The sequence below is a fragment of the Brevibacillus panacihumi genome (assembly GCF_003710985.1).
GTDB lineage: Bacteria > Bacillota > Bacilli > Brevibacillales > Brevibacillaceae > Brevibacillus > Brevibacillus panacihumi.
This window is the reverse complement of sequence record NZ_RHHT01000056.1, coordinates 1-22,849: the sequence shown is the minus strand read 5'-3', so window position 1 is coordinate 22,849 and position 22,849 is coordinate 1. Positions and strand designations below refer to the sequence as shown.

22 protein-coding genes are annotated in these 22,849 nt (G+C 49.8%); 15 read left to right on the top strand and 7 right to left on the bottom strand.

Annotation, left to right across the window (positions count from 1 at the left end):
* Nucleotides 1-101: 101 nt before the first annotated feature.
* Nucleotides 102-1,490, bottom strand: a complete 1,389-nt coding sequence (locus EDM58_RS20745) for a hypothetical protein (RefSeq protein WP_122915014.1) — start codon at nt 1,488-1,490, stop codon at nt 102-104.
* A 276-nt stretch (nt 1,491-1,766) separates the two neighbouring features.
* Between EDM58_RS20745 and EDM58_RS20740 the strand changes: the two genes are divergently transcribed.
* The 4 genes from EDM58_RS20740 (at nt 1,767) to EDM58_RS20725 (ending at nt 6,498) form a co-directional block, all read left to right on the top strand.
* Entirely contained in the window at nt 1,767-3,080 is a 1,314-nt protein-coding gene (locus EDM58_RS20740; RefSeq protein ID WP_246000918.1) for an AAA family ATPase, read from the top strand.
* A gap of 12 nt (nt 3,081-3,092) precedes the next feature.
* Nucleotides 3,093-4,802, top strand: coding sequence for a vWA domain-containing protein (locus EDM58_RS20735; protein WP_122915012.1), 1,710 nt, complete (start codon nt 3,093-3,095; stop codon nt 4,800-4,802).
* Nucleotides 4,803-4,918: 116 nt separating this feature from the next.
* Entirely contained in the window at nt 4,919-6,082 is a 1,164-nt protein-coding gene (locus tag EDM58_RS20730; RefSeq protein ID WP_246000917.1) for an MFS transporter, read from the top strand.
* The gene (locus EDM58_RS20725) at nt 6,079-6,498 is read left to right on the top strand and encodes an NUDIX domain-containing protein (protein WP_122915011.1); all 420 of its coding nucleotides are present in this window, start codon (nt 6,079-6,081) and stop codon (nt 6,496-6,498) included. The genes EDM58_RS20730 and EDM58_RS20725 overlap by 4 nt, the downstream gene beginning before the upstream one ends.
* 58 nt (nt 6,499-6,556) lie before the next feature.
* On the opposite strand, the gene EDM58_RS20720 is transcribed toward EDM58_RS20725, so the two are convergent.
* Nucleotides 6,557-7,432, bottom strand: a complete 876-nt coding sequence (locus EDM58_RS20720; protein WP_122915010.1) for a 5'-3' exonuclease — start codon at nt 7,430-7,432, stop codon at nt 6,557-6,559.
* 238 nt (nt 7,433-7,670) lie between these two features.
* Here EDM58_RS20720 and EDM58_RS20715 point away from each other — a divergent pair, with 238 nt between their 5' ends.
* From EDM58_RS20715 to EDM58_RS20695, 5 genes are all read left to right on the top strand, one after another.
* Entirely contained in the window at nt 7,671-7,871 is a 201-nt protein-coding gene (locus tag EDM58_RS20715; RefSeq protein WP_023556865.1) for an alpha/beta-type small acid-soluble spore protein, read from the top strand.
* Nucleotides 7,872-8,114: 243 nt separating this feature from the next.
* Nucleotides 8,115-8,372: a hypothetical protein gene (locus EDM58_RS20710; protein ID WP_122915009.1), complete on the top strand. Its 258-nt coding sequence runs from the start codon at nt 8,115-8,117 to the stop codon at nt 8,370-8,372.
* Between the two features lie 89 nt (nt 8,373-8,461).
* On the top strand, nt 8,462-9,340 hold the full coding sequence (locus EDM58_RS20705; RefSeq protein WP_122915008.1) for a M23 family metallopeptidase: 879 nt from the start codon (nt 8,462-8,464) through the stop codon (nt 9,338-9,340).
* 18 nt (nt 9,341-9,358) lie between these two features.
* Entirely contained in the window at nt 9,359-10,174 is an 816-nt protein-coding gene (locus EDM58_RS20700) for a GTP pyrophosphokinase (protein ID WP_122915007.1), read from the top strand.
* A gap of 74 nt (nt 10,175-10,248) precedes the next feature.
* Nucleotides 10,249-11,493, top strand: coding sequence for a D-alanyl-D-alanine carboxypeptidase family protein (locus tag EDM58_RS20695; protein ID WP_122915006.1), 1,245 nt, complete (start codon nt 10,249-10,251; stop codon nt 11,491-11,493).
* 259 nt (nt 11,494-11,752) lie between these two features.
* On the opposite strand, the gene EDM58_RS25855 is transcribed toward EDM58_RS20695, so the two are convergent.
* The gene (locus tag EDM58_RS25855; protein ID WP_183187581.1) at nt 11,753-11,932 is read right to left on the bottom strand and encodes a hypothetical protein; all 180 of its coding nucleotides are present in this window, start codon (nt 11,930-11,932) and stop codon (nt 11,753-11,755) included.
* 505 nt (nt 11,933-12,437) lie between these two features.
* On the opposite strand from EDM58_RS25855, the gene EDM58_RS25850 reads away from it, so the two are divergent.
* On the top strand, nt 12,438-13,217 hold the full coding sequence (locus EDM58_RS25850; RefSeq protein ID WP_183187580.1) for a glycosyltransferase family 2 protein: 780 nt from the start codon (nt 12,438-12,440) through the stop codon (nt 13,215-13,217).
* A gap of 149 nt (nt 13,218-13,366) precedes the next feature.
* Complete coding sequence (gene deoD / locus EDM58_RS20680) at nt 13,367-14,074, top strand: purine-nucleoside phosphorylase (RefSeq protein ID WP_122915003.1); 708 nt, start codon at nt 13,367-13,369, stop codon at nt 14,072-14,074.
* A gap of 82 nt (nt 14,075-14,156) precedes the next feature.
* Here deoD and EDM58_RS20675 read toward each other — a convergent pair whose 3' ends face one another.
* On the bottom strand, nt 14,157-14,546 hold the full coding sequence (locus EDM58_RS20675) for a DUF6220 domain-containing protein (protein ID WP_246000915.1): 390 nt from the start codon (nt 14,544-14,546) through the stop codon (nt 14,157-14,159).
* Nucleotides 14,547-14,790: 244 nt separating this feature from the next.
* Between EDM58_RS20675 and EDM58_RS20670 the strand changes: the two genes are divergently transcribed.
* The 3 genes from EDM58_RS20670 to EDM58_RS20660 all read left to right on the top strand — a co-directional run bounded on the left by EDM58_RS20670 (nt 14,791) and on the right by EDM58_RS20660 (nt 19,209).
* Nucleotides 14,791-15,477, top strand: coding sequence for a response regulator (locus tag EDM58_RS20670; RefSeq protein WP_122915002.1), 687 nt, complete (start codon nt 14,791-14,793; stop codon nt 15,475-15,477).
* Entirely contained in the window at nt 15,474-16,829 is a 1,356-nt protein-coding gene (locus EDM58_RS20665) for a sensor histidine kinase (RefSeq protein WP_122915001.1), read from the top strand. The genes EDM58_RS20670 and EDM58_RS20665 overlap by 4 nt, the downstream gene beginning before the upstream one ends.
* 109 nt (nt 16,830-16,938) lie before the next feature.
* On the top strand, nt 16,939-19,209 hold the full coding sequence (locus EDM58_RS20660) for an ATP-binding cassette domain-containing protein (RefSeq protein WP_122915000.1): 2,271 nt from the start codon (nt 16,939-16,941) through the stop codon (nt 19,207-19,209).
* Nucleotides 19,210-19,476: 267 nt separating this feature from the next.
* Here the strand turns inward: EDM58_RS20660 and EDM58_RS20650 are convergent, their stop codons facing one another.
* Nucleotides 19,477-20,037: a hypothetical protein gene (locus EDM58_RS20650; protein ID WP_122914998.1), complete on the bottom strand. Its 561-nt coding sequence runs from the start codon at nt 20,035-20,037 to the stop codon at nt 19,477-19,479.
* A gap of 404 nt (nt 20,038-20,441) precedes the next feature.
* Nucleotides 20,442-20,564 carry a hypothetical protein gene (locus EDM58_RS26430; protein WP_023556852.1) on the bottom strand — a complete coding sequence of 41 codons (123 nt, stop codon included), beginning with the start codon at nt 20,562-20,564 and terminating at the stop codon, nt 20,442-20,444.
* A 197-nt stretch (nt 20,565-20,761) separates the two neighbouring features.
* Here EDM58_RS26430 and EDM58_RS20645 point away from each other — a divergent pair, with 197 nt between their 5' ends.
* Nucleotides 20,762-21,229, top strand: coding sequence for an NUDIX hydrolase (locus EDM58_RS20645; RefSeq protein WP_122914997.1), 468 nt, complete (start codon nt 20,762-20,764; stop codon nt 21,227-21,229).
* 675 nt (nt 21,230-21,904) lie between these two features.
* Here EDM58_RS20645 and EDM58_RS20640 read toward each other — a convergent pair.
* Nucleotides 21,905-22,771: an aldo/keto reductase gene (locus tag EDM58_RS20640; RefSeq protein WP_122915070.1), complete on the bottom strand. Its 867-nt coding sequence runs from the start codon at nt 22,769-22,771 to the stop codon at nt 21,905-21,907.
* Nucleotides 22,772-22,849: the final 78 nt, after the last annotated feature.

Genomic DNA, 22,849 nt, shown 5'->3' with positions numbered 1-22,849 from the left:
GTTCCTTTCAGATGGTTTGTACTAGAAATTGTATGAAGCTTGTTCGAAAACAGACGAAAAAAGACGGATGAGATACGATTCCCATCCGCCTTTTTTCGTCGTTACAGGAGAAACATGGCAAAAATCGTGGTGACCAGCAGACCAATGACAACCGGGTAGAGATTTCGTCTCGCCAGTTCAAAAGGGTCTACTCCGCAGATGGCCGCGGCGGGGATCAATGCCCACGGAACCAGGGTTCCGCCCCCGACCCAGATGGCGGCAATCTGTCCCAAGGCTGTCAGGGTAGCAATCCCGTTGCCGAGGGCTGTCGCAAATAATTGGGCGATGGATCCTGCCAGCGTGATCCCGGAGAAGCCGGAACCATCCAGCCCGGTGATGACGCCGACAGAAGTCAGGGTGAGGGCGGCCACTTCTTTATTGACGGGAATCGTATGCGCCAAGGCTACACCCAGGTCATTGACAATGCCTTGTGAGCCAGCCGGCAGTACTTCCCCGAAGACCGTGATGAAACCGCTGTCGCCCATGTAAAAGAAGGCTGCGATCGGGATCACGGGCCCGAATACTTTGAAGCCGAATTGAAATCCCTGAATCAAATGCGTGGTGACTTGCTCCAGACCTTTTTCTTTATGTGCCAGCATGGTAGAAACGATCAGGATCAGCAAGGCAGTCCCGCCTACCAGCGCTGTCGCTTCGCCGCCGAGAAGGTCAAACGCGAACATGGCGATCACGTCCAGGAGAAAGAGGAACGGAACGAGAACAGCCAACGTTTTTCTCACACCAGGGCGAAGTGGTGCTTTGACGGAGGAATCCGCGCTGAATATATGCTCGGATGCCGGGGCAACAAGACCGATCTTCATGTCTTTTCGCAAATACCAGAAGGCCGTAACAGTCGTGACGAGACCCATGACGATCACCAGCGGGATACTCGCATGCAGCACGTCGGATACCGGAATGCCGGCAGCTTTGGCAGTCAACGATGGCGCGCCTTGGATGACGAAGTCGCCGGATAGCGCGATACCGTGTCCGAACAGGTTCATGGCGACAGCGACGCCGATCGCCGGCAGTCCCGCTCGTATTGCGACAGGCAGCATGACGGCCCCGACCAGGGCAACCGCAGGAGACGGCCAGAAAAACCAGGAGATGATCATCATCACGATTCCGATCACCCAATACGCGAGTGTAGCGTTCCGAACAAGATGCGTCATGGGCCGGATCATCGTTTCATTCACGCCCGTATCTGTCAGCACATGGCTCATGGCCACAATGATGCAGATGACGAGAATCGTGGGCAAAAGCTCTGTGATCGCGTAGATAAAGCTTCCGAATATTCCACCGACCGATGCAATGACAGAGCCAGTGGCGGTAAAACCGAGGATGGCGATGCCGACGATGCTGATCAGGCTGGTGTCTCGCCGCAATACCATCATGAGAATAATCCCGAGCACGAACAACACATATACACCATGCAGCCAGGCAAGTTCAATCCCCATCTTGCGCCCTCCTTTGTCTGTCATCCGTTGCAGGTACTTGTGACAACAGGATATGCGAAACAACAGACTTGGGTGAACGCACAACAACAGTTGATCCATCGATCCAGACGTGAAAACTGGCATTTTCATCCGCGTTATGCGACTATAAGAAAACAACCATCGATGCTCCTTGCGGGGGAGCAGCTGCAATGAATCTGAATCAACATTGGAAATCAGGACGAGGGGGGAAGTGGCGTCGTCGTTGTTCCTTAGCGTTGCGACGGCTTGCCAACTGAGATGCACACACCAACACCTACACCTACACCCATACTACGCAAAATGGATCAAGCCATCGAGCTGCTGGAACGACGTTTTCTGGAACGGAGCGAATTGATCCGGCTGCTGCTGCTCGGTATGATGAGCGGCGAAAACGTTCTGTTGATCGGACCTCCTGGCACCGCAAAATCTCAGCTCGCCCGGGGCATTTCCCAGCTTTTTGGATCCGAACACTGGTTTGAATACTTATTGACCCGCTTTACGACACCGGATGAGATATTCGGACCGGTTTCCTTGCAGCAATTAAAGCAGGATCAATACGTGCGCAAAACGTCCGGCTATTTGCCAGGGGCGCAATTTGTCTTCCTGGATGAAATCTTTAAAGCCAACAGCGCCATTCTCAATTCGTTGCTCTCGATCCTCAATGAGCGGATCTATTTCAACGGCAGGGAAAAACAACCGGTCCCGCTCCAGTTTTTGATCGCCGCCTCCAATGAATTGCCGGAGGACGACGAACAACTGGCTGCGTTGTACGACCGTTTTTTGATCCGCTACGAGGTCGGATACCTGCAGCATGCTGCCAGCTACGAAAAAATGCTGACCATGCCGAATACCGAGATGCCTGTCGTCTTTTCGCTCTACGACGTGCGCGATATTCAGGAGGCAGCCGCAGACGTCAAAATTCCGGGATCCTTGGTCTACTTCCTGTTCTCCATCAAACAAGGCCTGGAGGAAAAGGAATACCGCTTGTCAGACCGCCGCTTGAAAAAGATCGCCACGATCTGGAAAACCTCTGCCGCCCTGCATGGCCGCGAGGAAGTCACGATCTGGGATACCGTCTATACCCCGCATATGATGTGGGACGTGCCGGAAGATCTCCCTGTGATGCGAGAGCTGTACGAAAAGCAGTTTACAGAGATGTTGAAGGCTGAGCTGGAGGATGTACTCCCCTTGCGCCATTATTCCCAGATCGCGGACAAGTGGAAGGAAAAGGAGTCTGAGCTGCATGCCTTCCAGTTTAAAAAAGAGGTGGGGGCCAAGCTGGGCAAAGAGGCCATGGAGAAAAGCCGGACACTTCTGGAGGCAAGCAAGGAGCAATTGACCCAGACCGCTCAGGAATTGCGCAATCGCCTGCAGGAGTGGCAGAAACGGGAAAAAGACCTGCATGCCTTCATCCTGGAAAAGAACAGGCTCATACACAACGTCGAGAAATACGCGGTCAAATTTGCGTATTTGCGAATTGAGGGAGAGCGGATTTTGCAACAGCTGCAGCGTACCTACCGGACCATTTTTGACCAGGATATTCCGGGGACGGACTACGACTATACGCTGTAGGAGGTGTGGGGAATGATTGTTCGCACCAGCCAGGTAGATCGCTACCTCTTGGAGACGTACCTCGCTTCCTCACGCACCGCACAGGAATGGGTCGAACAGGCGGGTCAACAAGCCTCCTGGTTTGACTTGGAGCTGTTGGCTGATTTCTTTTTTGTCTTTTATCTCCCGAAACCGGAGATCGATCAGACACAGGAAGCGACTCCCTTTCACAAATGGATGATCCGAACTCTGATGAAGCAGTATTTCACGAAAATGATTCATCCGCGAACCGTAGGTCGAGACAGTGCTGCTTTTAAGACCGCGATAAAGGCTCTGCTCTGGCTGACCGAGACTTTCGCCGCGGAAGTAAAGCAGCGTGAAAAGGATCAAACCGTCACCCCGATGCTCGCAGGATTAACCATGCTGCAGGGACAAGACGGTCAAGAGCAGGCACAAATCTCGGAACTGCTGTCGGAAAAGCAGGTAGCGCAGCTTCAATTGGTCGGCTATACCCTTCAGCAGGGAAAGCGGATCGTAGAGGAAAAACAAGAGGCAAGGGATACGAAGCCTCTCGTCCAGGCGGAAATCGATGCCTTGAAACAGCGGATCGAGGAGCTTCGCGAAGAGATGCGCGTTCAGTTTACTCGACGCAGCAAGCTGCTGCAAAAGGTGAAAAAGCTGGAGGAGGAGCTGGGACAGCGCGAAAAGCAGCTGGATCGATTGGACAGGCAGGAGAGAGAAACGATCCAGGCCTTTGAACAGGAGCTGGGTCAATGGCTGGAGAAGGCCTTGAAAACCTCTTTGTCCCAGGAGGATGTCGACAGCCTGTTCGTCGAGGAGTTGATTGCAGCGAGCCAGCAGTTCGCTAATCGAAGCTGGGGGCACGATTTGGGCAGGCTTCGCAGACAAAGCTTCGAGCAGTATCTGAAATGGGTGGAGAAGCTCAAGCGCCACCCCGATCTGATTCAGTTCTTGCAGGAGGTTGGTCGCCAGGTCCATCACTTTCGTGTAAAAAGGCGAGAGATCCGCAAACGCCAGATACCTGAGGAGTATTACGACCTGCGCCAATCCTCGGATATCGCCCGTATGCTGCCATCCGAAGCGGCCCTTTTGGCAGATCCTGATTACGAGTCGTATTTTTTTCTGAAGTGGATGGACCGGAAGCTGATGACCTATGATGCATCCGGTTGGGTGGAGGAACCCCCGAAAGGCCCCGTGATCTGCATGCTGGATACCTCGCATTCGATGCGCGGCGGCAAGCTTCGTCTGGCGCAGCTTTTCGTCATGACTTTTGCCGCGCTTTCCATGCTGGAAAAACGCGATTTTGTTCTCCTGTTGTTTGGAGCCAAGGGAGAGCTGCGCGAACAAATCCTCTACCACCGGAAACCTGACTGGGCTGCCTTTTACGCTCTCGCGCAGATGGCGTATGGCGGCGGTACCCATTTTGACGCACCGATAAAAAGGGGCATGGGACTGCTGGAGCAGAACAAGGCCTTTCGCGGTGCAGATTTCGTCATGGTTACGGATGGGATCGGGAGCATCTCGCCATACGTTCGGGAGCGAATGGCGGAACTGGGCAAAAGCAGGCAGCTTCGTCTGCACAGCTTGATTGTGGGTTCAGCCCGACAGCACCTGGTTCAGACTTATGACATCCTGGGAGTATCCCACCAGGTCCGCTTCGCTGCCAATTGGGAGGCGACTGATGAGGCAAGCACGGAGATGCTGCTGGATGTTTTTCAATAAGCGGACTGACACTTGCAACGATCAAGTGTCAGTTTGTTTCTTTTCTCTGGAAGCCGTGTTACAATGACGTGGCTTTGTTTTCCTTATTTTAAAACAGACGAGAGGGATCAGTTATTTTGCGAGCGCCAGGACTTTTACGCATCTTTAATTTTTTATACTTTTCCTTGCTGGCGATGTTCGTCGCCTTTCTGCCTGTCTATTTGGATGATCAGGGCTTAAACCCTGCCCAAATCGGCTTTATTATCGGGACTGGCGGTTTTGTCACGCTGTTCACTCAGCCATTATGGGGCATGATCAGCGACAAGACCAAAACCATCCGCAAAGTCATGCTCTTATTGCTGCTTTTTTCCAGTGCATTCGGTTTTCTGCTTTATGATTCCAGCAGTTATTTGCAGCTTGTCGTCTTTGCGATGCTGCTTTATTTCTTTCTCATGCCGATCGACCCGTTGACGGAAAGCCTCAATTTCACCATTTCGGAGACATCAGGCGTGAGCTACGGCTCGATTCGTACCTTCGGGGCATCGGGTTATGCCTTCTTTTCGCTAGTAACGGGATATGTCATGTCCTATTTTGGGGCCAACAGCCTCGCCTTGCTTTTCGCGGGGATTGGGATCATCGGTTTTGTGATCATCTGGCTGATGCCCGATGCTCCCGTTACGGGAAAGCCCGTAACCTGGAGCAGCCTCAAGCAGTTTTTGGGCCATAAGGAGACCCTGCTGTTCCTCTTGCTGGTCTTTCTATGTTCGGTCCCGACTAGGATGAATGACACGTTCCTCGGTGTTTACATCCGGGAGCTGGGCGGAAGTCCCGAATTGGTCGGACAGGCCTGGTTTTTGGCGGCGGGAAGCGAGATTCTGGTCTTTGCTGTCAGCTTCTGGTGGCAGCGAAAAGGGAAGGAAATGTTCTATATTACCTTTGCTGCCGCGTTTTTCTTCATTCGCTTTCTCATTTCCGCCTTTCTTACGGATCCGCATCTTTTGGCCTATTTGCAAATTCTGCAAATTGTAACCTTTCCCGTGTTCTACTCAGCGGCGATCCAATACTTGTATCGGATCGTACCTGCGGAGTGGCGGGCTACCGGTCAAACGGTGCTGGCTCTCTTGTTTTTCGGGGTATCCGGGATCTTGGCGTCCTATGTGGGCGGGGTGATCTACAAATCCTTCGGCGGTCAGGTGCTGTTTCTGGCGATGGCCTCTCTGTCATTTGCGGGCTTGCTTTTTGGTCTGGTCATGTTTCGGATGTATGGAAATAAAAGGAGGGAAGGGGAGTTAGGAAATTGAACGTAGCTCATGTGGATGTGGTATATGTGCTTTTGTACGATCAGACTACTGATAAAATACTCACGGTTCTGAATGAAAGATTCTGGAGTCTCCCCGGTGGAAAACGTGAACACGGAGAGATGTTGCTCGATGCGGCTGTGCGGGAAGTAAAGGAAGAGACGGGATTGGAGGTCAAGATCGGGCCGATTATTCACGTAAGAGAGAAGGTGATTGGCGAGGAACACGCCACATTCATCACGTTTCGCGGGGAGATCCTGGGAGGAGCATTGGGAACAACAGATGCGGAAATACAAAGGATCGAATGGAAGCCTCTGGTGGAAGCCGAGGAACTCATGCCCTATTTGGGGAACATACGCGAACTGTTGGACATGAACGCATCATACGGGATTGAAGGCAGAGAAGAGAACGAACTTTGATCGAAATCAAAAACCCCCTAGCATAGCCAGTGCTGGCTCTTTGCTAGGGGGTTCGCAGTTAGCCGACCCGTGTGACGAGAGAGCGGCCGAATTCCAGTTGTTCAAACTTTTCCTTTACTACAGCGGAGTCGTACTCCCATCTGGCTGCTTCCAGGCTATACTCAATCGGAACATCGCGAATGATCGTTGCCAGTTTTTGGCTGAGATAAACCTGGTCGCGATGCTCTTCCAGCTTGCTGCGCATTTTCGGTGTGCAGGCGGTGAGGTTGCCATAGAGGGTGTCCAGGTTCCCATGCTCGGTGATCAGCTTGGTCGCCGTCTTCTCACCGATGCCAGGACAGCCTGGAATACAGTCGGAAGTGTCGCCCATCAGCGCTTTGACATCGACTACCTGCTCCGGGACGATTCCTCGGACAGCCAAGAGGCTTTGCGGCGTGTAATGCTCATGCTTGCCGCCGTTTTTCAGGATTTTTACGCTAACCTGATCGGAGACGAGCTGCAGGCTGTCGTAATCGCCGGACGCGATGACGACTTGATGTCCTTCCGAAGAAAGCTGCTCGCTCACCGTTCCGAGAATATCGTCGCCTTCATAGCCCGGACATCCGAGGTTGGGAACGGCAAAAGCTGCCGTCACTTCTTTGACCAGATCAAACTGGGGAACCAATTCCTCTGGAGGCGCCTGGCGGTTCGATTTGTACCCGTCATACCATTGGCTGCGCACGAGGGATTCGCGGGATGCGACATCCCAGCCGACCAGCAGATGAGTGGGACGAACGAGATCGACGTAGTCGAGCATCATTTTGGTAAAGCCGTACACGGCGTTCGTGTAGATGCCATCCGAGGTTTGGCGGTACCCGCCTGTCCATGCGGAGGCGTAAAACGCCCGGAACAAAAAGCTCATGCCGTCGATGAGCAGGATTTTGGATTGATTCACAAAGGCGACTCCTCTCGTTCTTACTTGTCCCAAACATTATAGCACATTGGGTTCGAAGCGCCTTTACAAGATTTTCTACTGCAAAAATACGTATGCTTGTCAGCATCTGAGGAATGATAGTACCACAAGAGGTGAGAACAACTCATCCCTTGTACAAAAAACATCTCCTGTCCCGTACAGGCAGCCAAGGCTGACGGGTATTGTCACAGGAGAAAAAACGCTTAGGGAGGAATCAATCATGGCGAACAACAACAGCGGAAACAGCAACAACCTGTTAGTTCCTCAAGCGAACCAAGCTCTGGATCAACTCAAGTATGAGATCGCAGCAGAGTTTGGTGTAAATCTGGGACCAGACACAACTTCTCGTCAAAACGGTTCGGTTGGTGGAGAAATTACTAAGCGTCTGGTGAGCTTCGCTGAACAGCAACTGGCCCGCTAACTGGCGGACAAAGAATTAGCAGCATCACGGTTTTCAATCGGTGCAAAAAGTGTACAACTGAATACGTGGATGCGCGAAAGGGGTCCTCATAAGGGGGCCCCTTTTCCTGTGTACTGAGAGTCCATACATACGCCTTTTTCACCAGGAACGGTGCAAACACACAAGCACATCCGCGGACTAGTCATATGGTGTAACGAACAGGAAACCATTCTTTGCACCTCGGAAAGGAGCGAGAGTCCCCGGATGAAACGAAAAGAAGTGAAGCGCCTGCTGCGCGAGCATCCGGAATTTGAAGCCTGGCTTTCGGAAGATGCATCACGCGCTCAGGCAGTCCGAAGCAATCCCGCAGCAGCAGACGAGTTGTTCAAGCGCTGGTCAGATCGGAAAAAAGGGCGGCTTGATTTCGGCACGATTTCGCAGAAGACAAAGCGTGCGAGCGAGATGCTGAGCGGGGTTCAATCGATCATGGACATGATGGCCGACTACACCAAAAAACTGTAAAGAGATGGAGAAGGCTAGCTGTACAGCCTTCTTTTTCTTTTTCAATTCCCTTCCACTTTTGATATACTGGAAAATGGGAGGGAGCGCATATGTTACAGTCTATGCTCAATTTTCTGTTGTTTGCCACGATGACCGTCAGCAATGGGACAGGCTCTGTGGCCCATCATGTGGTCGAAGAAGCGGCTTCGCAATGGCAGCAACAGCAGGTCTCTATCGCTGTGAGTCCCGCTGTCACCTACCCTGGAGATGTCATCCTGGTGCGCAGCCCAAAATCGAAGTCCGTTACGCTCTTCTCTCAGACGTATCACTTAAGACCCTCCCAAGGAGAGTATGTCCGGTTTATTCCGATTCCGTTCAACGCAAAACCGGGTTCCTATGTAGTGGAAACAGCAGATAAGCGGTATTCGGCACCACTTGAGATAAAGGCGAAAACGTTTGCCATCGATTCGATAACCGTGAGCAAACAAATGAACAGCATGCGCCAGGACACCAATCGAATCAACGCCGACCAGAAGAAGATAGAAGCGGCCAGATCCCAATCTTCTCCCGTTCCTTACTTTACCAAGCCGTTCATTCAGCCGACGACAGGTCGTTTGACGACTCCGTTCGGCTACCAGCGGGTGGTGAATGGCGTACCAGCCAATCGACACGCCGCGATCGATATCGCCAACAAGGAAGGAACGCCGATCATGGCGAGCAATGATGGCAAGGTTGTGCTGTCAGAATCAATATACTTGACAGGAAATACCATTATCATCGACCACGGGCTGAATATCTTCTCCATTTATGCCCACATGTCCAAGCTGCAAGCGGAAGTAGGACAAGAAGTGAAGCAGGGACAGGTGATCGGTCTGATGGGGACGACCGGTTTTTCAACGGGGCCCCATCTGCATTACGGTATGCTGATCGGCAATACCTACGTCAATCCGCAACCGTTTTTTGACGCTTCTCCCTTCCTCTGGAAGTAAGCAGGAGGTGCTTTTTTCATGAAAGCGACAAATGTGCCGAGCAAGGTACTGAACAATTTGGTTCATTTTTTGGCACCATACGAACAAGCCGTCGACGAGCTGAAATTGAAACTGAAAGGAATCAAGTACGGTTTTCAAAAGAGCGGCCGCTACTCGCCCATCGAATTTGTAGTCGGGAGAGTCAAAAAAGTGGAGAGCCTGCTCAATAAAGCAAAAGAAAAAGGGATTGATTTCTCTGATGAACAATGGCCTCAGAAGGTGGCTCAGGAAGTAAACGACATTGCGGGACTGCGAGTCGTCTGCCGTTATGTGGATGACGTACGGGAAGTGCAGCAGCTCTTGCAGGAGCGGGAAGATATTGTCATTCACGACATCAAGGACTACATCGCTACACCAAAGCCATCCGGTTATCGAAGCATCCATATGATCGTATCGTATACGGTTTATCATGGCAGTGAGAAAATCACCTTGTTTTGTGAAATCCAAATCCGTACACTTGGCATGAACTTTTGGGCGACGAACGAACATGAGCTGCGCTACAAGTACGCCGGGAATATCCCGAAGGATGTGCTCCAGCAATTGAACGAAGCATCCGTGATCACGCATCAGCTCGACGTCTTAATGAACAACCTTCGTCAGGAAATTTTAACCCCGCCGCCAGTGGACCTGAATCTGGAGGAACAATTAGAAGAGATTTTCTCGTTGTACGTGAAACAAGATTATGATGCTGCAGCTGCGTTGTACAAAGAGCATGTGCATGGATTCGAGGAAGCATTCCAGGATAATCCAAAGTTCAAAATGATTTATGATCTGCTGGGCAAACGTCTGGGATAACCATCAAAACCAAAAACAAAATAGCAGGTGAGAAACGATAAAATGTGACACGTAAGGAAAGGATATATACAATCATGCGATTTCTACTGACGAACCTTCTTGTAGTGGTCATCCTTTTATGGAGCCAGCCTCTTCCTGCAGCTTTTGCAGAAGGGGATATCGACACCGAATCCCTGGCGTTGAACGGGGAATCCGCTATTTTAATTGATGCCAAGACAGGACAAGTCCTGTATGAGAAAAATCCGCATGCCAAGCTGTACCCTGCGAGCATCACCAAAATTGCCACCGGGATCTATGCCATCGAAAAAGGGAACCCGGAAGACATCGTCACGGTCTCGAAAAACGCCAGATACGAAGAAGGAACGCGTGTCTACCTGGGCGAAGGCGAGCAAGTGAAGATGGAGAAGCTGGAATATGGACTTTTGATGCATTCCGGCAATGATGCGGCGACAGCGATTGCCGAGCATATGAGCGGAAGCACGGAGGCTTTTGCCGAGGAGCTCAACCATTTTTTACAGGAGACCGTCGGAGTAAATGAAACGCATTTTACGAATGCGCACGGACTGCACAATCCCGAACATTATACCACCGCATCGGATATGTCCAAGATTGCGGCCTATGCGATGAAGAACCCGACCTTCCGCAAAATTGTCGGAACCAATCGCTTGCCTTGGGATGGCGCCGAGTGGAAATCAGAGTTGATCAATCACAACAAGCTGATTCGCGATTATGAGGGCGCGACAGGGATTAAAAACGGGTTTACGGATCAAGCCATGCATACCCTGGTTGGTTCTGCAAAGCGTGGCGATACGGAATTCATCGCAGTCACGATGAAGACCTCAACGAGCAACCTGGCATACAAGGACATAACGAAGATGCTGGATTATGGCTTTGAGCATTTCGAAACCAAACAGATCGCCAAGTCAGGAAAAATCTATACAGTGACAGAGCATACGGATGATGGGGAGGTTCGTGTTCGCTATTCTCCCATGGAGGATCTATTTGCGACAGTTCCGATCGGGGAAGAGGCACACGAGCAAGTCTCGCCTGATGGAGTTCTGGAGATTGCAGCCGGTCCCTTGACGGTGTCGTATCCGCTGCATCGCCTCGATCCGCCCGTAGCAAAAAAAGAAAAGCAGGTGCAGGCTGCAGGAGCCGATAATTCAGAAGAGCAGGCAACACCGTCGATAGGCTGGTATTACGCATTAATGTTTGTCTGGTTAGGATTTAACCTGTTTTTGATCAGTATTACGGTTGCCAGAAGGAGACGAAATCGTCGTACGCGCAATCGCGACCTGCATCGCAAAGTGTATGAGTAACCAAAAAGTACAAGCCGATGGCGTTGGCCGTCGCTTTGTACTTTTTTCTTTTTCCCCTTGGATGCCGGTGAAAGACAGGTGCCGTGTCCCTTTCACCCAATCTTGCGTACTGTACAAATAAGTAAGCTTGAGCATGCGAGGAGGTATGCGGATGATCGAAGAAAATCAGAACGGTCCAGATGTGTCCGTCATCCTTCCCATCTTCGCTGTGCATCGCAGGCTGCTCGCCATTATTCGGGCAGCGAAACAGCTCATCTTGTCAACGGAAGTGCTTGTTATCTGCCGAAATTCGCAGTTGTCCCCCGTTGCCCGCGAAAAAATAGAGAAAGCGGGAGGGAGAGTGATCCCGGCAGACGGGGACTTTTCCGAAGAAGAATGCCGTAGGATAGGCAGCAGGGAAGCGGCAGGGAATATCCTCCTGTTTCTCGATGATCGGCAACTGCTTATCCCCAAGCAACTCCACACTTATGTCGAGGCAGTCAGGCGAGGGGGAGATATCGTCATGACGATTTGCCGCGACTCTTCCATGCAGACGAGAACCTCATCGCGAACAATGCCCCAATATTTGCTTAATCATGTGGCAGGGAGAGAAGAATTGGGGTCGGCTTCTCTGTACGACGCCCCCTTTGCGCTGAGTCGGCATGCAATGCAAACGTTAGAATTTGCCCATTCATCTCCGCCAGTGGTTCAGATAAATGCGTTCCTTCAAAAGATGAAAGTCTCTGTTGTGCGCCGCCAAACAAAGCCAAAGGTGCAGGTGCCGATACAGAAATTTTTGCAGGATCACACATCAGCTTTGAATACATGGATGAACGTGCACGGGGACAGGGGCGGTCTATGGGATGGAGGACGCTATCGCCCGTTGCTACAGGTACCCGGTCATCTTCATTTGCGCTCCGTCTATCGTTCTTCGGATTGGGAAAGCATGCGAGAGGGGGAGTGGGATGAGACACGGAAATCAAAGAAAACCGACACGTCTCGCAAAAAAAGGCGCAAAAAGACAGCAAAATCAATTCTTACTCGACAATCTGGAGCGTCTAAGCGTCATCGTCGAGGTCAGTCAGGACGAAAAAGTCATTAATCAGCAATTGAAGCAAGTGGAACATTTGTTCCCTAAGGAGATTATTCTGATTGTCCATGGCAGCAACCCTTCGACGATCGACAGTATTTTGTCCCGTGAATCTGCGGTGACGACAGCGTTTGTCTATCCTTTTTCGCTGGGGCCGGACGTTTGGCGCTCTATTGGCGCCAGAGAAGCGAGTGGTGATGTCTGGCTGTTCCTGGATGGAGGGAATGTCATCCCGGCAGAGGAGCTGCAGCCTCTCGTATCTGCCTGCTATTACGGGCTCGATGTGGCTTTGCGGGGAGAACAGCAGGTCAATGGGCATCTGCCTGCTCTTGCTAGAGCAGCGCGAAGCTATCTGAATTTGTTGCTCGATCAGACGAAATTGACAACTTCCACGATGGATCTGCCATTTGCGATAACTCGTGCAGCGGCAGAACGCATCGGTGTCCGCCATCTGCTCATCCCCCCATTGGCGCATGCCATCGCCGTGAAGAACCGATTGCGTGTCGAATCAACAGGTGCCATTCAGGATCAGAAGCGGCTCCCAAGAAGGAAGCAACGGATCAGCTGGCCGCAGCAACGCGAGCTTTTGCTGGGTGATCATCTGGAGGCTGTCCGCTACGTCGCCTCGATCGAAGAGGGAACGGAACAACGATAATCTGTCGACCGTTGTCTTCTTTAATGAGGCAACGGTTTTCCTTTGATGCATAGTTGCGAATGATCGCCAGTTTCATTTTCCTTGGCCTGTATTTTATAGTACCATGAGAGTGTGACTTATTTTTTCCAATAGAAAAGGGGCAGATTTACATGAGTGTACATATCGGAGCCAAACCAGGGGAAATCGCAGATACGATCCTGTTGCCAGGAGATCCATTGCGGGCCAAATACATAGCCGAAACCTTTTTCGAGGGAGCGACCTGCTACAATAACGTGCGTGGCATGCTCGGATTTACGGGAACCTACAAGGGCAGACGCGTCTCTGTTCAAGGAACCGGGATGGGCGTTCCTTCCATTTCGATCTACATCAATGAACTCATGCAATCCTACGATGTGCAGAATTTGATCCGGGTCGGCACATGCGGTGCGATTCAGGAGGATATCAAGGTCCGTGATGTCATCCTCGCGATGAGCGCCTCCTCCGATTCCCAGACCAATCGCCTGTTGTTCAACCAGATTGATTTCGCCCCAACTGCCAATTTTGATCTTCTGCACAAAGCCTACATGGCCGCAACTGCACGCAACCTCTCTGTGAAGGTAGGAAATATCTTTACCAGCGACAGCTTTTATCGCGAAAGCCTGGACTTGTACAAAAAGCTGGCCAGCTACCAGGTGCTGGCGGTCGAGATGGAATCTTCAGCGCTGTATACCTTGGCTGCAAAATACAAGCGCAATGCGCTCTCTGTCCTCACCGTAAGCGATCATATCTTGACTGGGGAAGAGACTTCCGCGGATGAGCGTCAAACGACATTTAACGAAATGATCGAGGTTGCTCTGGAAGCTGCTTTACATCAATAGCATAGGATCCATATAGTCGACCCGCAGGAGCAAACATCCTACGGGTCGTTGTTTTTCCACGAGCTACCAGACACCTCGAGGGCTAGCGACAAGATTTCCAGAACCTCCATGATTGTTGAACGACAAGCATGCTTAGACCAAAATAAAGAAGCGCTATAACGGGGTGTATGGCAGAGATGGCTGGTACATGAGCGGTAGCGTATTGTGCGAATAGGATCAGCAATAAGGCGCCACTGATCCATTTGAATCCATTTGGCAGTTTTCCGCAAAAAGCAAAAATCAACATCAAGATGGGAACGAATTCAAAGAAGTGCACAAAGTTGACATGATAACGCCAAATTGCCGGATCCGTAAAAATGGCTGCACCTGCGAAAAACGTTTGCAGCAGAATACAAGCCGCCAATACAAAGGACAAAACGATAAACACAATTCTCGATATACGAGTAAATCCGCTGAGCATTTCGTTCTCCATGAATTCATCACACCTTTTATGGATTTTACGATTTTTCTACGAACCATCCGGCAACCGAACCAAGCCCCGGCAATCGGCATCTCATTCACCTCGATTCGTCCTTAGGCTGATACTAACAATAAAATGTTGAGAACTTATGACGGTGAGATACGGTTCTCATGAAATGTGAAAAAAGTCATTTCCTGCGATGATTCTTTCTGCAATAATGTGGATTCATAGAGCTAGGAAGAGGAGGAAGTATACCATGCCACATACCTTGCTGCTAGTGGATGACGAGGAGAAGGTGCTGGAGTTCATGGAGCCATTCTTGCGTCAGGAAGGCTTTCAGATCATGACTGCTTCGAATGGGAGGGAAGCGCTGCAAATCGCAAAGGAACGGAAGCCGTCACTTGTGGTACTGGACTGGATGCTTCCGGAAATGAGCGGCATTGACGTGTGCCGCGAGCTCCGCAAAACAGGCAATGTGGGGATCATCATGGTGACGGCACGGACGGACGAGACTGATAAAATCATCGGTCTTGAGCTGGGGGCCGACGATTATATCACAAAGCCGTTTTCGTTGCGGGAATTGTCCGCACGCATTCGTTCAGTCCTGCGCAGACTCGAAGGACATGGCGAAGCCTCTGTCGAGATGATCCGCGGGGAGCTCACCATCTCGGAAGCTCAGCTTCGCGTGTGGAAACGAGGAGAGGAAATAACCCTGACACCGACAGAATATCGACTGCTGTTGACACTCGCCTCCAGGCCAGGAATTGTCTACAGTCGACTGCAGCTGTTGCAGGCCGCGCTCGAGGACGATATTTTAAACGATGAACGAACAGTGGATGCGCATATCAGTCGCGTTCGCAAAAAGATCGAGGACGATCCGGCCAATCCGGTCTATATACAAACTGTTTACGGCTTTGGCTATCGCTTCGGTGACCGAACATGAGCGTAAGGCGCAAGCTGTTTTTTACCATCGCCTCTTTTATCGTCGGTATGGGCATTGTCTATGGGCTGATGACGCAGTTCGTGATAGCGGGTATTCTCAAAGGGGTATTGGATGTAGATCGAAGACCTCAAGTCGAGGCATTAACACAGGCGTTTTTGGATTATTATGCTCAACATGGGGAGTCGTGGTCGGGAGTCGAGCGATTGGAAGTACAGCTCCCGAGCGTGGAGCACATAGCAGATATAGGCTATGCGCTTCTTACAAAAGATACCGAGGGCACCCCGTTGATCAAGACCGGAAATGTGGACGTCGAGCAGATGCTGGGGTTAGGAATACGCAAAAAGCTGAAGTGGGAAGGCAATACAATCGCCATACTCGTCTATTACGACGCTGAGGTGGCCAAAAGCGCGAAGCTGCACTATGGCATCAGAGGCTCAGGCATATTCATCCTTTTGGTGGGCATGATCCTGTTTGTCAGCCTGTCCCTATGGGTCGCCTTTCTTTTATCCAAACGTCTTACGGCTCCACTTCGCTCGTTGGTTACCGGCATCGATCGGTTGGGTCAGGGTGAATTGGGAGTTCAAGTGCCAGTTGTCACGAAGGATGAATACGGGACAGTGGCAAATGCCTTTAATCTGATGTCAACCCAGTTGGCCCAAGCCGAGAGGGTCCGGAAAAATTTAACAGCGGACGTCGCCCATGAACTGCGGACGCCTCTTACGATCATTCGGGGAAAACTGGATCAGCTTCAGCAGGAAGGGAGTTTGATTGAACCCGAGAGATTGCTGTCTTTGCAAGACGAATGTATCCGCTTGACGAAGCTAGTCGATGACTTGCATCAATTGTCGTTGGCTGAAGCAAAGAAGCTTCATCTGGAGAAAAAAAGGACCTCCATTCCAGAGCTTCTGGAGCGATGTATCGAACGTGTGAGATTGGATGCAGAGCATAAGTTCGTTAATGTCACTCTACTTTCGGGACCGAATGTACCGCTCGTCGAGGTAGATCCAAATCGGATGATGCAAGTTTTTCTCAATCTGCTGGTAAACGCTGTACGCTATACGCCAGTGGGAGGAAAGGTTCAGGTGAGGGTCGAGGCTGGAGCGGGCGAGACAGATGCGGGCAAGCTGCTGATACAGGTAAGCAATACCGGAGACGGGATTGACGCGGATCAGCTGCCGCTTCTATTCAACCGCTTCTATCGCACAGATGAGGCGCGTACCCGCAATAGTGGCGGGATGGGTCTTGGCCTTGCCATTTCGCAAGAGCTGGTTCGTTTGCATGAGGGGAGCATAGAGGCGAGCAGCGTCCGAGGGAAGGGGACTACTTTTACGGTAAAGCTGCCGATCTTTTGAAAAAGGGCGGTTAGAATCGTAACAGGTACTACCCGACTTTCGATGCACGATGGATGAATGGTACAATGTGAATAATTTGGAAATTACCACGCCTGGAAGGATGTTAAGCATGAGTGAATCGAGTCAGGAGTATATCGTCATCTCGGGTGCGAGGGAAAACAATCTCAAGAACGTCTCCTTGCGCATTCCGAAGCGGAAGATCACGATCTTCACAGGGGTATCCGGTTCCGGTAAGTCCTCGATCGTCTTTGATACGATCGCCGCTGAATCTTCGCGATTGCTGAATGAGAACTTCAGCATGTTCGTACGCACGTTTCTGCCCAAATATCCGCAGCCGGATGCGGACGCGATCGAGAACCTGAGCATGGCAGTTATCGTGGATCAAAAGCGGTTAGGAGGAGGTTCCCATTCCACGATGGGCACGATTACCGATATTTCTCCCATTCTCCGCCTTCTCTTTTCACGGGTGGGTAAGCCTTATGTCGGTGGAGCGAACATGTTCTCGTTTAACGATCCCCAAGGCATGTGTCCTGAATGCCACGGGATCGGCCGCAGCCTCCGCATCGATATGAGCAAAGCGGTGGATATGTCCAAATCGCTCCATGAAGGTGCAATCATGCTGCCAGGCTATGGGGTAGACAGCTTTGATTGGGCGATGATCGTGCAGTCGGGGCCCTTCGATCCAGACAAGAAGCTGAGTGATTATTCCGAGGAGGAGTTGGAGCAGCTCCTGTACGGCAGGGCGAGGAAAGTAGCGACGCAGTTCGGCGGCAAGACAATGAATATTACAGTAGAAGGTGTCATCGAGAAGTTCACCAATAAATACATCAAGCAGGATCTGAAAACGAAGTCAGAGCGCACGCAAAAGACCGTTGCGCCTTTCATTTCCGAAGGTCCATGCTCCAGCTGTCACGGTGCGAGACTGAATCAGGCGGCGCTTGGCTGCAGAATCAATGGACACAACATTGCGGATCTCTCATCCATGGAGGTCGGCCAGCTTATCGGTGTCATTCGGGAGGTTGACGATGCAGCGGCAGCACCGATGGTCAAGTCGCTGACGGAGAGGCTGCAGCACCTGGTAGACATCGGGCTTGATTACTTGACGCTCGACCGTGAGACGGATACCTTATCCGGAGGCGAGTCGCAGCGGGTCAAGATGGTGAAGCACCTCAGCGGAAGTTTGGTCGATGTCACATATATCTTCGATGAACCCAGCGTAGGCCTTCACCCCCGTGATGTACACCGGTTAAATGAATTGCTTCAGAAGCTGCGCGACAAGGGCAATACCGTGCTAGTCGTCGAGCATGATCCCGATGTCATCAAGGTGGCGGATCACATCGTCGACGTCGGGCCACATGCCGGCAGTCGCGGAGGGACCATCGTGTATGAAGGAAGCTACCCTGGTCTGCTGGAGTCAGGTACATTGACAGGCACTCATATGAAACGGCCGCTACAGCTTAAGAGTGAGTGCAGGCAACCGTCCGGCAAGCTGTCCATCCATAACGCCGAGCTGCACAACCTAAAGAACGTGAGCGTAGACATTCCGACTGGAGTATTAACCGTCGTGACCGGTGTGGCAGGTTCGGGCAAGAGTACGCTGATCAACGACGTATTTCTCAGCCAGCATCCGGATGCGATCGTCATCGACCAATCAGCGGTAGGCGTGTCGACACGCTCGAATCCCGCGACCTACACAGGAATACTGGATGATGTGCGCAAAGCGTTTGCTTCAGCGAACAAGGTGAGTCCAAGCTTGTTCAGTTTCAACTCAAAAGGGGCTTGCGAAAACTGCCAAGGACTAGGCGTCGTGTATATGGACCTTTCTTTCCTCGAAAGCGTGAAGCTGCCATGCGAAGTATGCGGAGGGAAACGTTTTAAGGAAGAGGTACTCGCTTACAAGCTGAACGGCAAGTCGATCGCGGATGTGCTGGAGATGACGGTGGAGCAGGCATTGGAATTTTTCCAAATAAAAGAGGTTGTACGCAAGCTTCAGGCTATGAGCGACGTAGGTCTGAACTATATCACGCTCGGCCAGCCGCTCAGTACGCTCTCGGGCGGAGAATGCCAGCGCATCAAGCTGGCAAGCGAGCTGCACAAGAAGGGCAGCATCTACGTGATGGACGAGCCGACGACTGGTCTCCATATGTCAGACATTGGTCATCTTCTCGGAATTATGAATCGCCTCGTGGATGCCGGCAACACGGTGATCGTCATCGAGCACAACCTCGAGGTGATCAGCCAAGCGGATTGGATCATTGATATGGGACCGGATGGAGGCAGCAAGGGAGGCCAGGTTGTGTTCGAGGGCACAGCGGCGCAGATCATCCATGCGGAGAAGTCGATCACGGGGAGATACTTGAGACCATCATCACATCAATAAGGGTATGATTGCGTTTGTTACGAGTGTGGGCAAATTTCCGGAGTCTATCAATCTGAATGTTAGCGTAAATCGAATCGGGGGAGCAAAGGGAAGCTGGATAGGCTCTTACAGAGAGTGCCAAAATACGGCGCTCTTTTTTGTGCTGCCTTTAACGAATAGGCCTGCAAGCTATAGGATGGGGGATTCTTCTCGCGAGGACGATCATCAACCACGCCAAGGAAATCAGGAGCGTCATGAGTACGCTCCTGATTTGTTGGCCGATGAGGTTCATATTTGATCAGCTCCCAGTTTATTTGAGGTGTTTGCGACTCGTCCTTTCTTGATCTTCCCGAATGGTTTGTAATATGTGATGAATACCATGAACAACAGACAAAATAAGTTGAAACTAGAAGTTGTAACCATATTCAGCCACGTTGAATGAAATCCTCCATCCTGCAAGCTTGCAAATCCCATATCCTCAACCAAATCCGGCAACGAGGCGGTCCACTTATTCAGAAAGAAGATTCCAATCATAATCGTAATCATGGTAAGCCCCAATTTAATAATGATCCAGTAATGCTTTACAAGTCCCCATTGCGTCCATAGGGAGAGTAGGATGCCTGTCAATAATGTCATCAGTGCTGGATACTTAAGCAAGTTTTCATCGATGATCTCCATGCTGGCAAGTGTATAGGTAAGTTGTGCTGCATTTTCCGCACTATACAAATAAATGCCCAGCAGCAACATCCCTAATGTTCCGCCAATCCACGCCGCCAAGGAAATCACGTGTATAGCGATTAGCAAACTTTTTTCCCTCTGACTTAATCGATAAGCCATAAAGTGAATCATCTCCTAACTCCTTGCTACTATTGATTCCGGCTGATTGTTAATGTATCAAAACAATGTTGTGAACTTATGACGAGCCTTTGCGATTGCCGTGATATTTAGTTGTCATGTCATATATTCGGATTTAGGGTTCAAGAGGAGGGGTGAGGTGGGATTAAAATTCATGGACGCAACTCTATTTTTAGGGACGATGCAGGTAAGGTTCTGGACTTCATAAGCTTGTTTCTGAGAAAGGAAGGGTTCCAAAGCGTAGCAGCCCGAGCGGGGAAGGAAGCATTACAAACTGATGACTGCAAAAAAACGGAAGACTGAATAGGGCGGAATTCGAACCGATGGGATGGACAGAAGCGCGGTACCAGGCTTGTACACGACGAAGCAGAGTGCCGCCTTTTGGCACTCTTTTCGTTTTACTTCTTTTTATTATTTTCCAGGTAGTGAGCCAGGTTATTGAGCGTGTCTTCGTAGGTTCGTCTTTTCTTGATCGTTAGGGTATTCGTGTTTGTTTTCGATTTTGCTTGTACGGTTGCCATGGGAACGACCTCCGGGATATTTTGAGTATAGTTATCTTAATTTTAGTATATATGAAAAATAGAGAATTGTAAACAGAAACTTCAAAATTATTAAAAATATTTTTCATGTAATGAATAGATACATCTTGAAGGTCGCCACAAAGGAGTTTTACCCCCAATATCGAAACCAAGAGTATTACCAATGGAGGTTTGACAAGATGAATGACTATATTACGACCATGAGACGGCTGATTGGCCATGAAACCTTGCTTACTGTAGGCTGCGGCGCAATCATTGAAGATCAGGAAGGACGTATTTTGTTGCAGCGAAAAGAAAATCCGGATATATGGGGCATTCCAGGCGGCATCATGGAAATCGGGGAAACCTTCGAGGAGACCGTAAAACGTGAAGTTTTCGAGGAAACCAATCTCCACGTCCAGCAGTTTACGTTATTCGGGATTTACTCCGGGAAAAATGGATTTGCCCAATACGCAAATGGCGACAAGGTATTTAGCGTCCAGATTATCTTTCACGTGAGCGCTTATGAAGGATTGATTCAAACAAATGAGGAAGCTGTGCAGCTCGAGTTTCTAGCAAAAACGCAAATTCCGACCAATTTAAATCCGCACCAGGCTCCATTTATCCTGGATTGGGTACAGAGTGTCAAAACGCCAGTGATTCGTTAGCCGCAGGGGGTTATGCTCCCTGTTGGAATTGCTTGTTTCCTTTGGGTCCGATAATATATATTATGTAAACTTATAAAAAGAGCAATAATGAGAACAAGCTCTGCGAACCTGTATTCTAATGCTTTGAAATCATAAAACTGTGACACAGACATGCGAATTTTATATGAGGACATGTTTGTGTCATAGATTTTGACGAGTTGATCATCCAGCATTAGGTATTTGGCGACCCAAACATACTGATGTAACGTCTATTTATTGATGTTATAATCTCCTGCAAAATCATATGTCGTCTAAGCAGATCTACATATGTCCCGAGACACGACAGTCATTTTCCTTATAATGAAGTAGTTGTTTTTGTATGAGAATAAACGGTATGGTATATGTCCCTCTCTTGGAAAATTATTCGTTTTCATTTCAGTTCATGAAATGGCGTTTTCATGAACTGAATATCGTCATTTTTTAATTCCATACTTTTTAATATGCAAACATATACAAATCGATAACCTTTTACTTATAAAAACATCAAGTGTTTGTCACTTCTTCCCGACACACACTTGATGGTTTTTGCAGTTAGCATTTGTTGATAAATATAGTTTGCGTAATGAATCTGCATTAATACTTGTAACCACTGGCTGATCAATGGCTATCAAATGTAGTCCCCCATTCAATAGCTGTTCACTTTAATTTTCCGCCAAATACCGGGAAGAAGCTATGCTCACCATAATCCTGGATGTGCTCTACATTCTTCAAGGTCTCCATATCTGCATCGCTGATAACAAAATCAAGCTCTGCATTGATCCTCATGTGATCTGAATTTGCCGTCTTAGGAATGACTACAAGTCCAAGCTGGATATCATAACGGAGGCAAAGTTGAGCAACAGAAACTCCATACTTTTGAGCTATTACCTTAATCTCTGCATAATCTAGAACTGCACCGTGCGCTATGGGTGAATATGCTTCTACCAGGATGTCATTCTTCTGGCAGAATTCAATTAGCTCGAAAGGAGTATTGCTCACATGCGCTAATATCTGATTGACCATGGGCTTGATCTCACAGCTTGCGAGAATATTCTCTACATCATCTTGAAGGAAGTTTGAAAGACCGATTGCCTTTACTTTGCCTGTCTTATAAGCATTCTCCATTGCTTTCCATACTTCTTTGTTTTCCTCGAAATAACGGTTCTCCTCACGGAACTCCTTCCAAGGCTGCGGGCTGTGGATAATCAGAAGGTCAATGTAATCCAGCATCATTTTTGATAAAGACTCATCAATGGACTGCGTAACTGCATCATAGTTCTTTGCTTCCGCAGCAACCTTTGTCGTAATGAAAAGTTTTTCTCTAGCAACACCGCTGGAATGGATTCCTTCCCCTACACCAACTTCATTCATATACGCCTGTGCAGTATCAATATGGCGATATCCGATAGATACCGCATCACGCACTGGCTGTGCCGCCTGTTCATCGTCAAGCAGCCAGGTGCCAGAACGAAAACACCTAGTACAAGTAACATTGCCTTCTTGCGATTTATGTCCGAAAACAATAACGGCATAGTGGGTCCAGATATTGCAACAGCAAGTGCAAAGAGACTCACTAGCAACTGTGTTTGGCAAAATAAAAGT

Coding starts and splice junctions, on each gene's coding strand:
- EDM58_RS26430 (WP_023556852.1), bottom strand. CDS start 20,564: ATGGCAACCGTACAAGCAAAATCGAAAACAAACACGAATACCCTAACG.
- EDM58_RS20745 (WP_122915014.1), bottom strand. CDS start 1,490: ATGGGGATTGAACTTGCCTGGCTGCATGGTGTATATGTGTTGTTCGTG.
- EDM58_RS20660 (WP_122915000.1), top strand. CDS start 16,939: ATGAGTGAATCGAGTCAGGAGTATATCGTCATCTCGGGTGCGAGGGAA.
- EDM58_RS20715 (WP_023556865.1), top strand. CDS start 7,671: ATGGCGAACAACAACAGCGGAAACAGCAACAACCTGTTAGTTCCTCAA.
- EDM58_RS20705 (WP_122915008.1), top strand. CDS start 8,462: ATGTTACAGTCTATGCTCAATTTTCTGTTGTTTGCCACGATGACCGTC.
- EDM58_RS20695 (WP_122915006.1), top strand. CDS start 10,249: ATGCGATTTCTACTGACGAACCTTCTTGTAGTGGTCATCCTTTTATGG.
- EDM58_RS20735 (WP_122915012.1), top strand. CDS start 3,093: ATGATTGTTCGCACCAGCCAGGTAGATCGCTACCTCTTGGAGACGTAC.
- EDM58_RS20710 (WP_122915009.1), top strand. CDS start 8,115: ATGAAACGAAAAGAAGTGAAGCGCCTGCTGCGCGAGCATCCGGAATTT.
- deoD (WP_122915003.1), top strand. CDS start 13,367: ATGAGTGTACATATCGGAGCCAAACCAGGGGAAATCGCAGATACGATC.
- EDM58_RS20650 (WP_122914998.1), bottom strand. CDS start 20,037: ATGATTCACTTTATGGCTTATCGATTAAGTCAGAGGGAAAAAAGTTTG.
- EDM58_RS25850 (WP_183187580.1), top strand. CDS start 12,438: ATGAGACACGGAAATCAAAGAAAACCGACACGTCTCGCAAAAAAAGGC.
- EDM58_RS20740 (WP_246000918.1), top strand. CDS start 1,767: ATGCACACACCAACACCTACACCTACACCCATACTACGCAAAATGGAT.
- EDM58_RS20665 (WP_122915001.1), top strand. CDS start 15,474: ATGAGCGTAAGGCGCAAGCTGTTTTTTACCATCGCCTCTTTTATCGTC.
- EDM58_RS20700 (WP_122915007.1), top strand. CDS start 9,359: ATGAAAGCGACAAATGTGCCGAGCAAGGTACTGAACAATTTGGTTCAT.
- EDM58_RS20645 (WP_122914997.1), top strand. CDS start 20,762: ATGAATGACTATATTACGACCATGAGACGGCTGATTGGCCATGAAACC.
- EDM58_RS20670 (WP_122915002.1), top strand. CDS start 14,791: ATGCCACATACCTTGCTGCTAGTGGATGACGAGGAGAAGGTGCTGGAG.
- EDM58_RS20675 (WP_246000915.1), bottom strand. CDS start 14,546: ATGGAGAACGAAATGCTCAGCGGATTTACTCGTATATCGAGAATTGTG.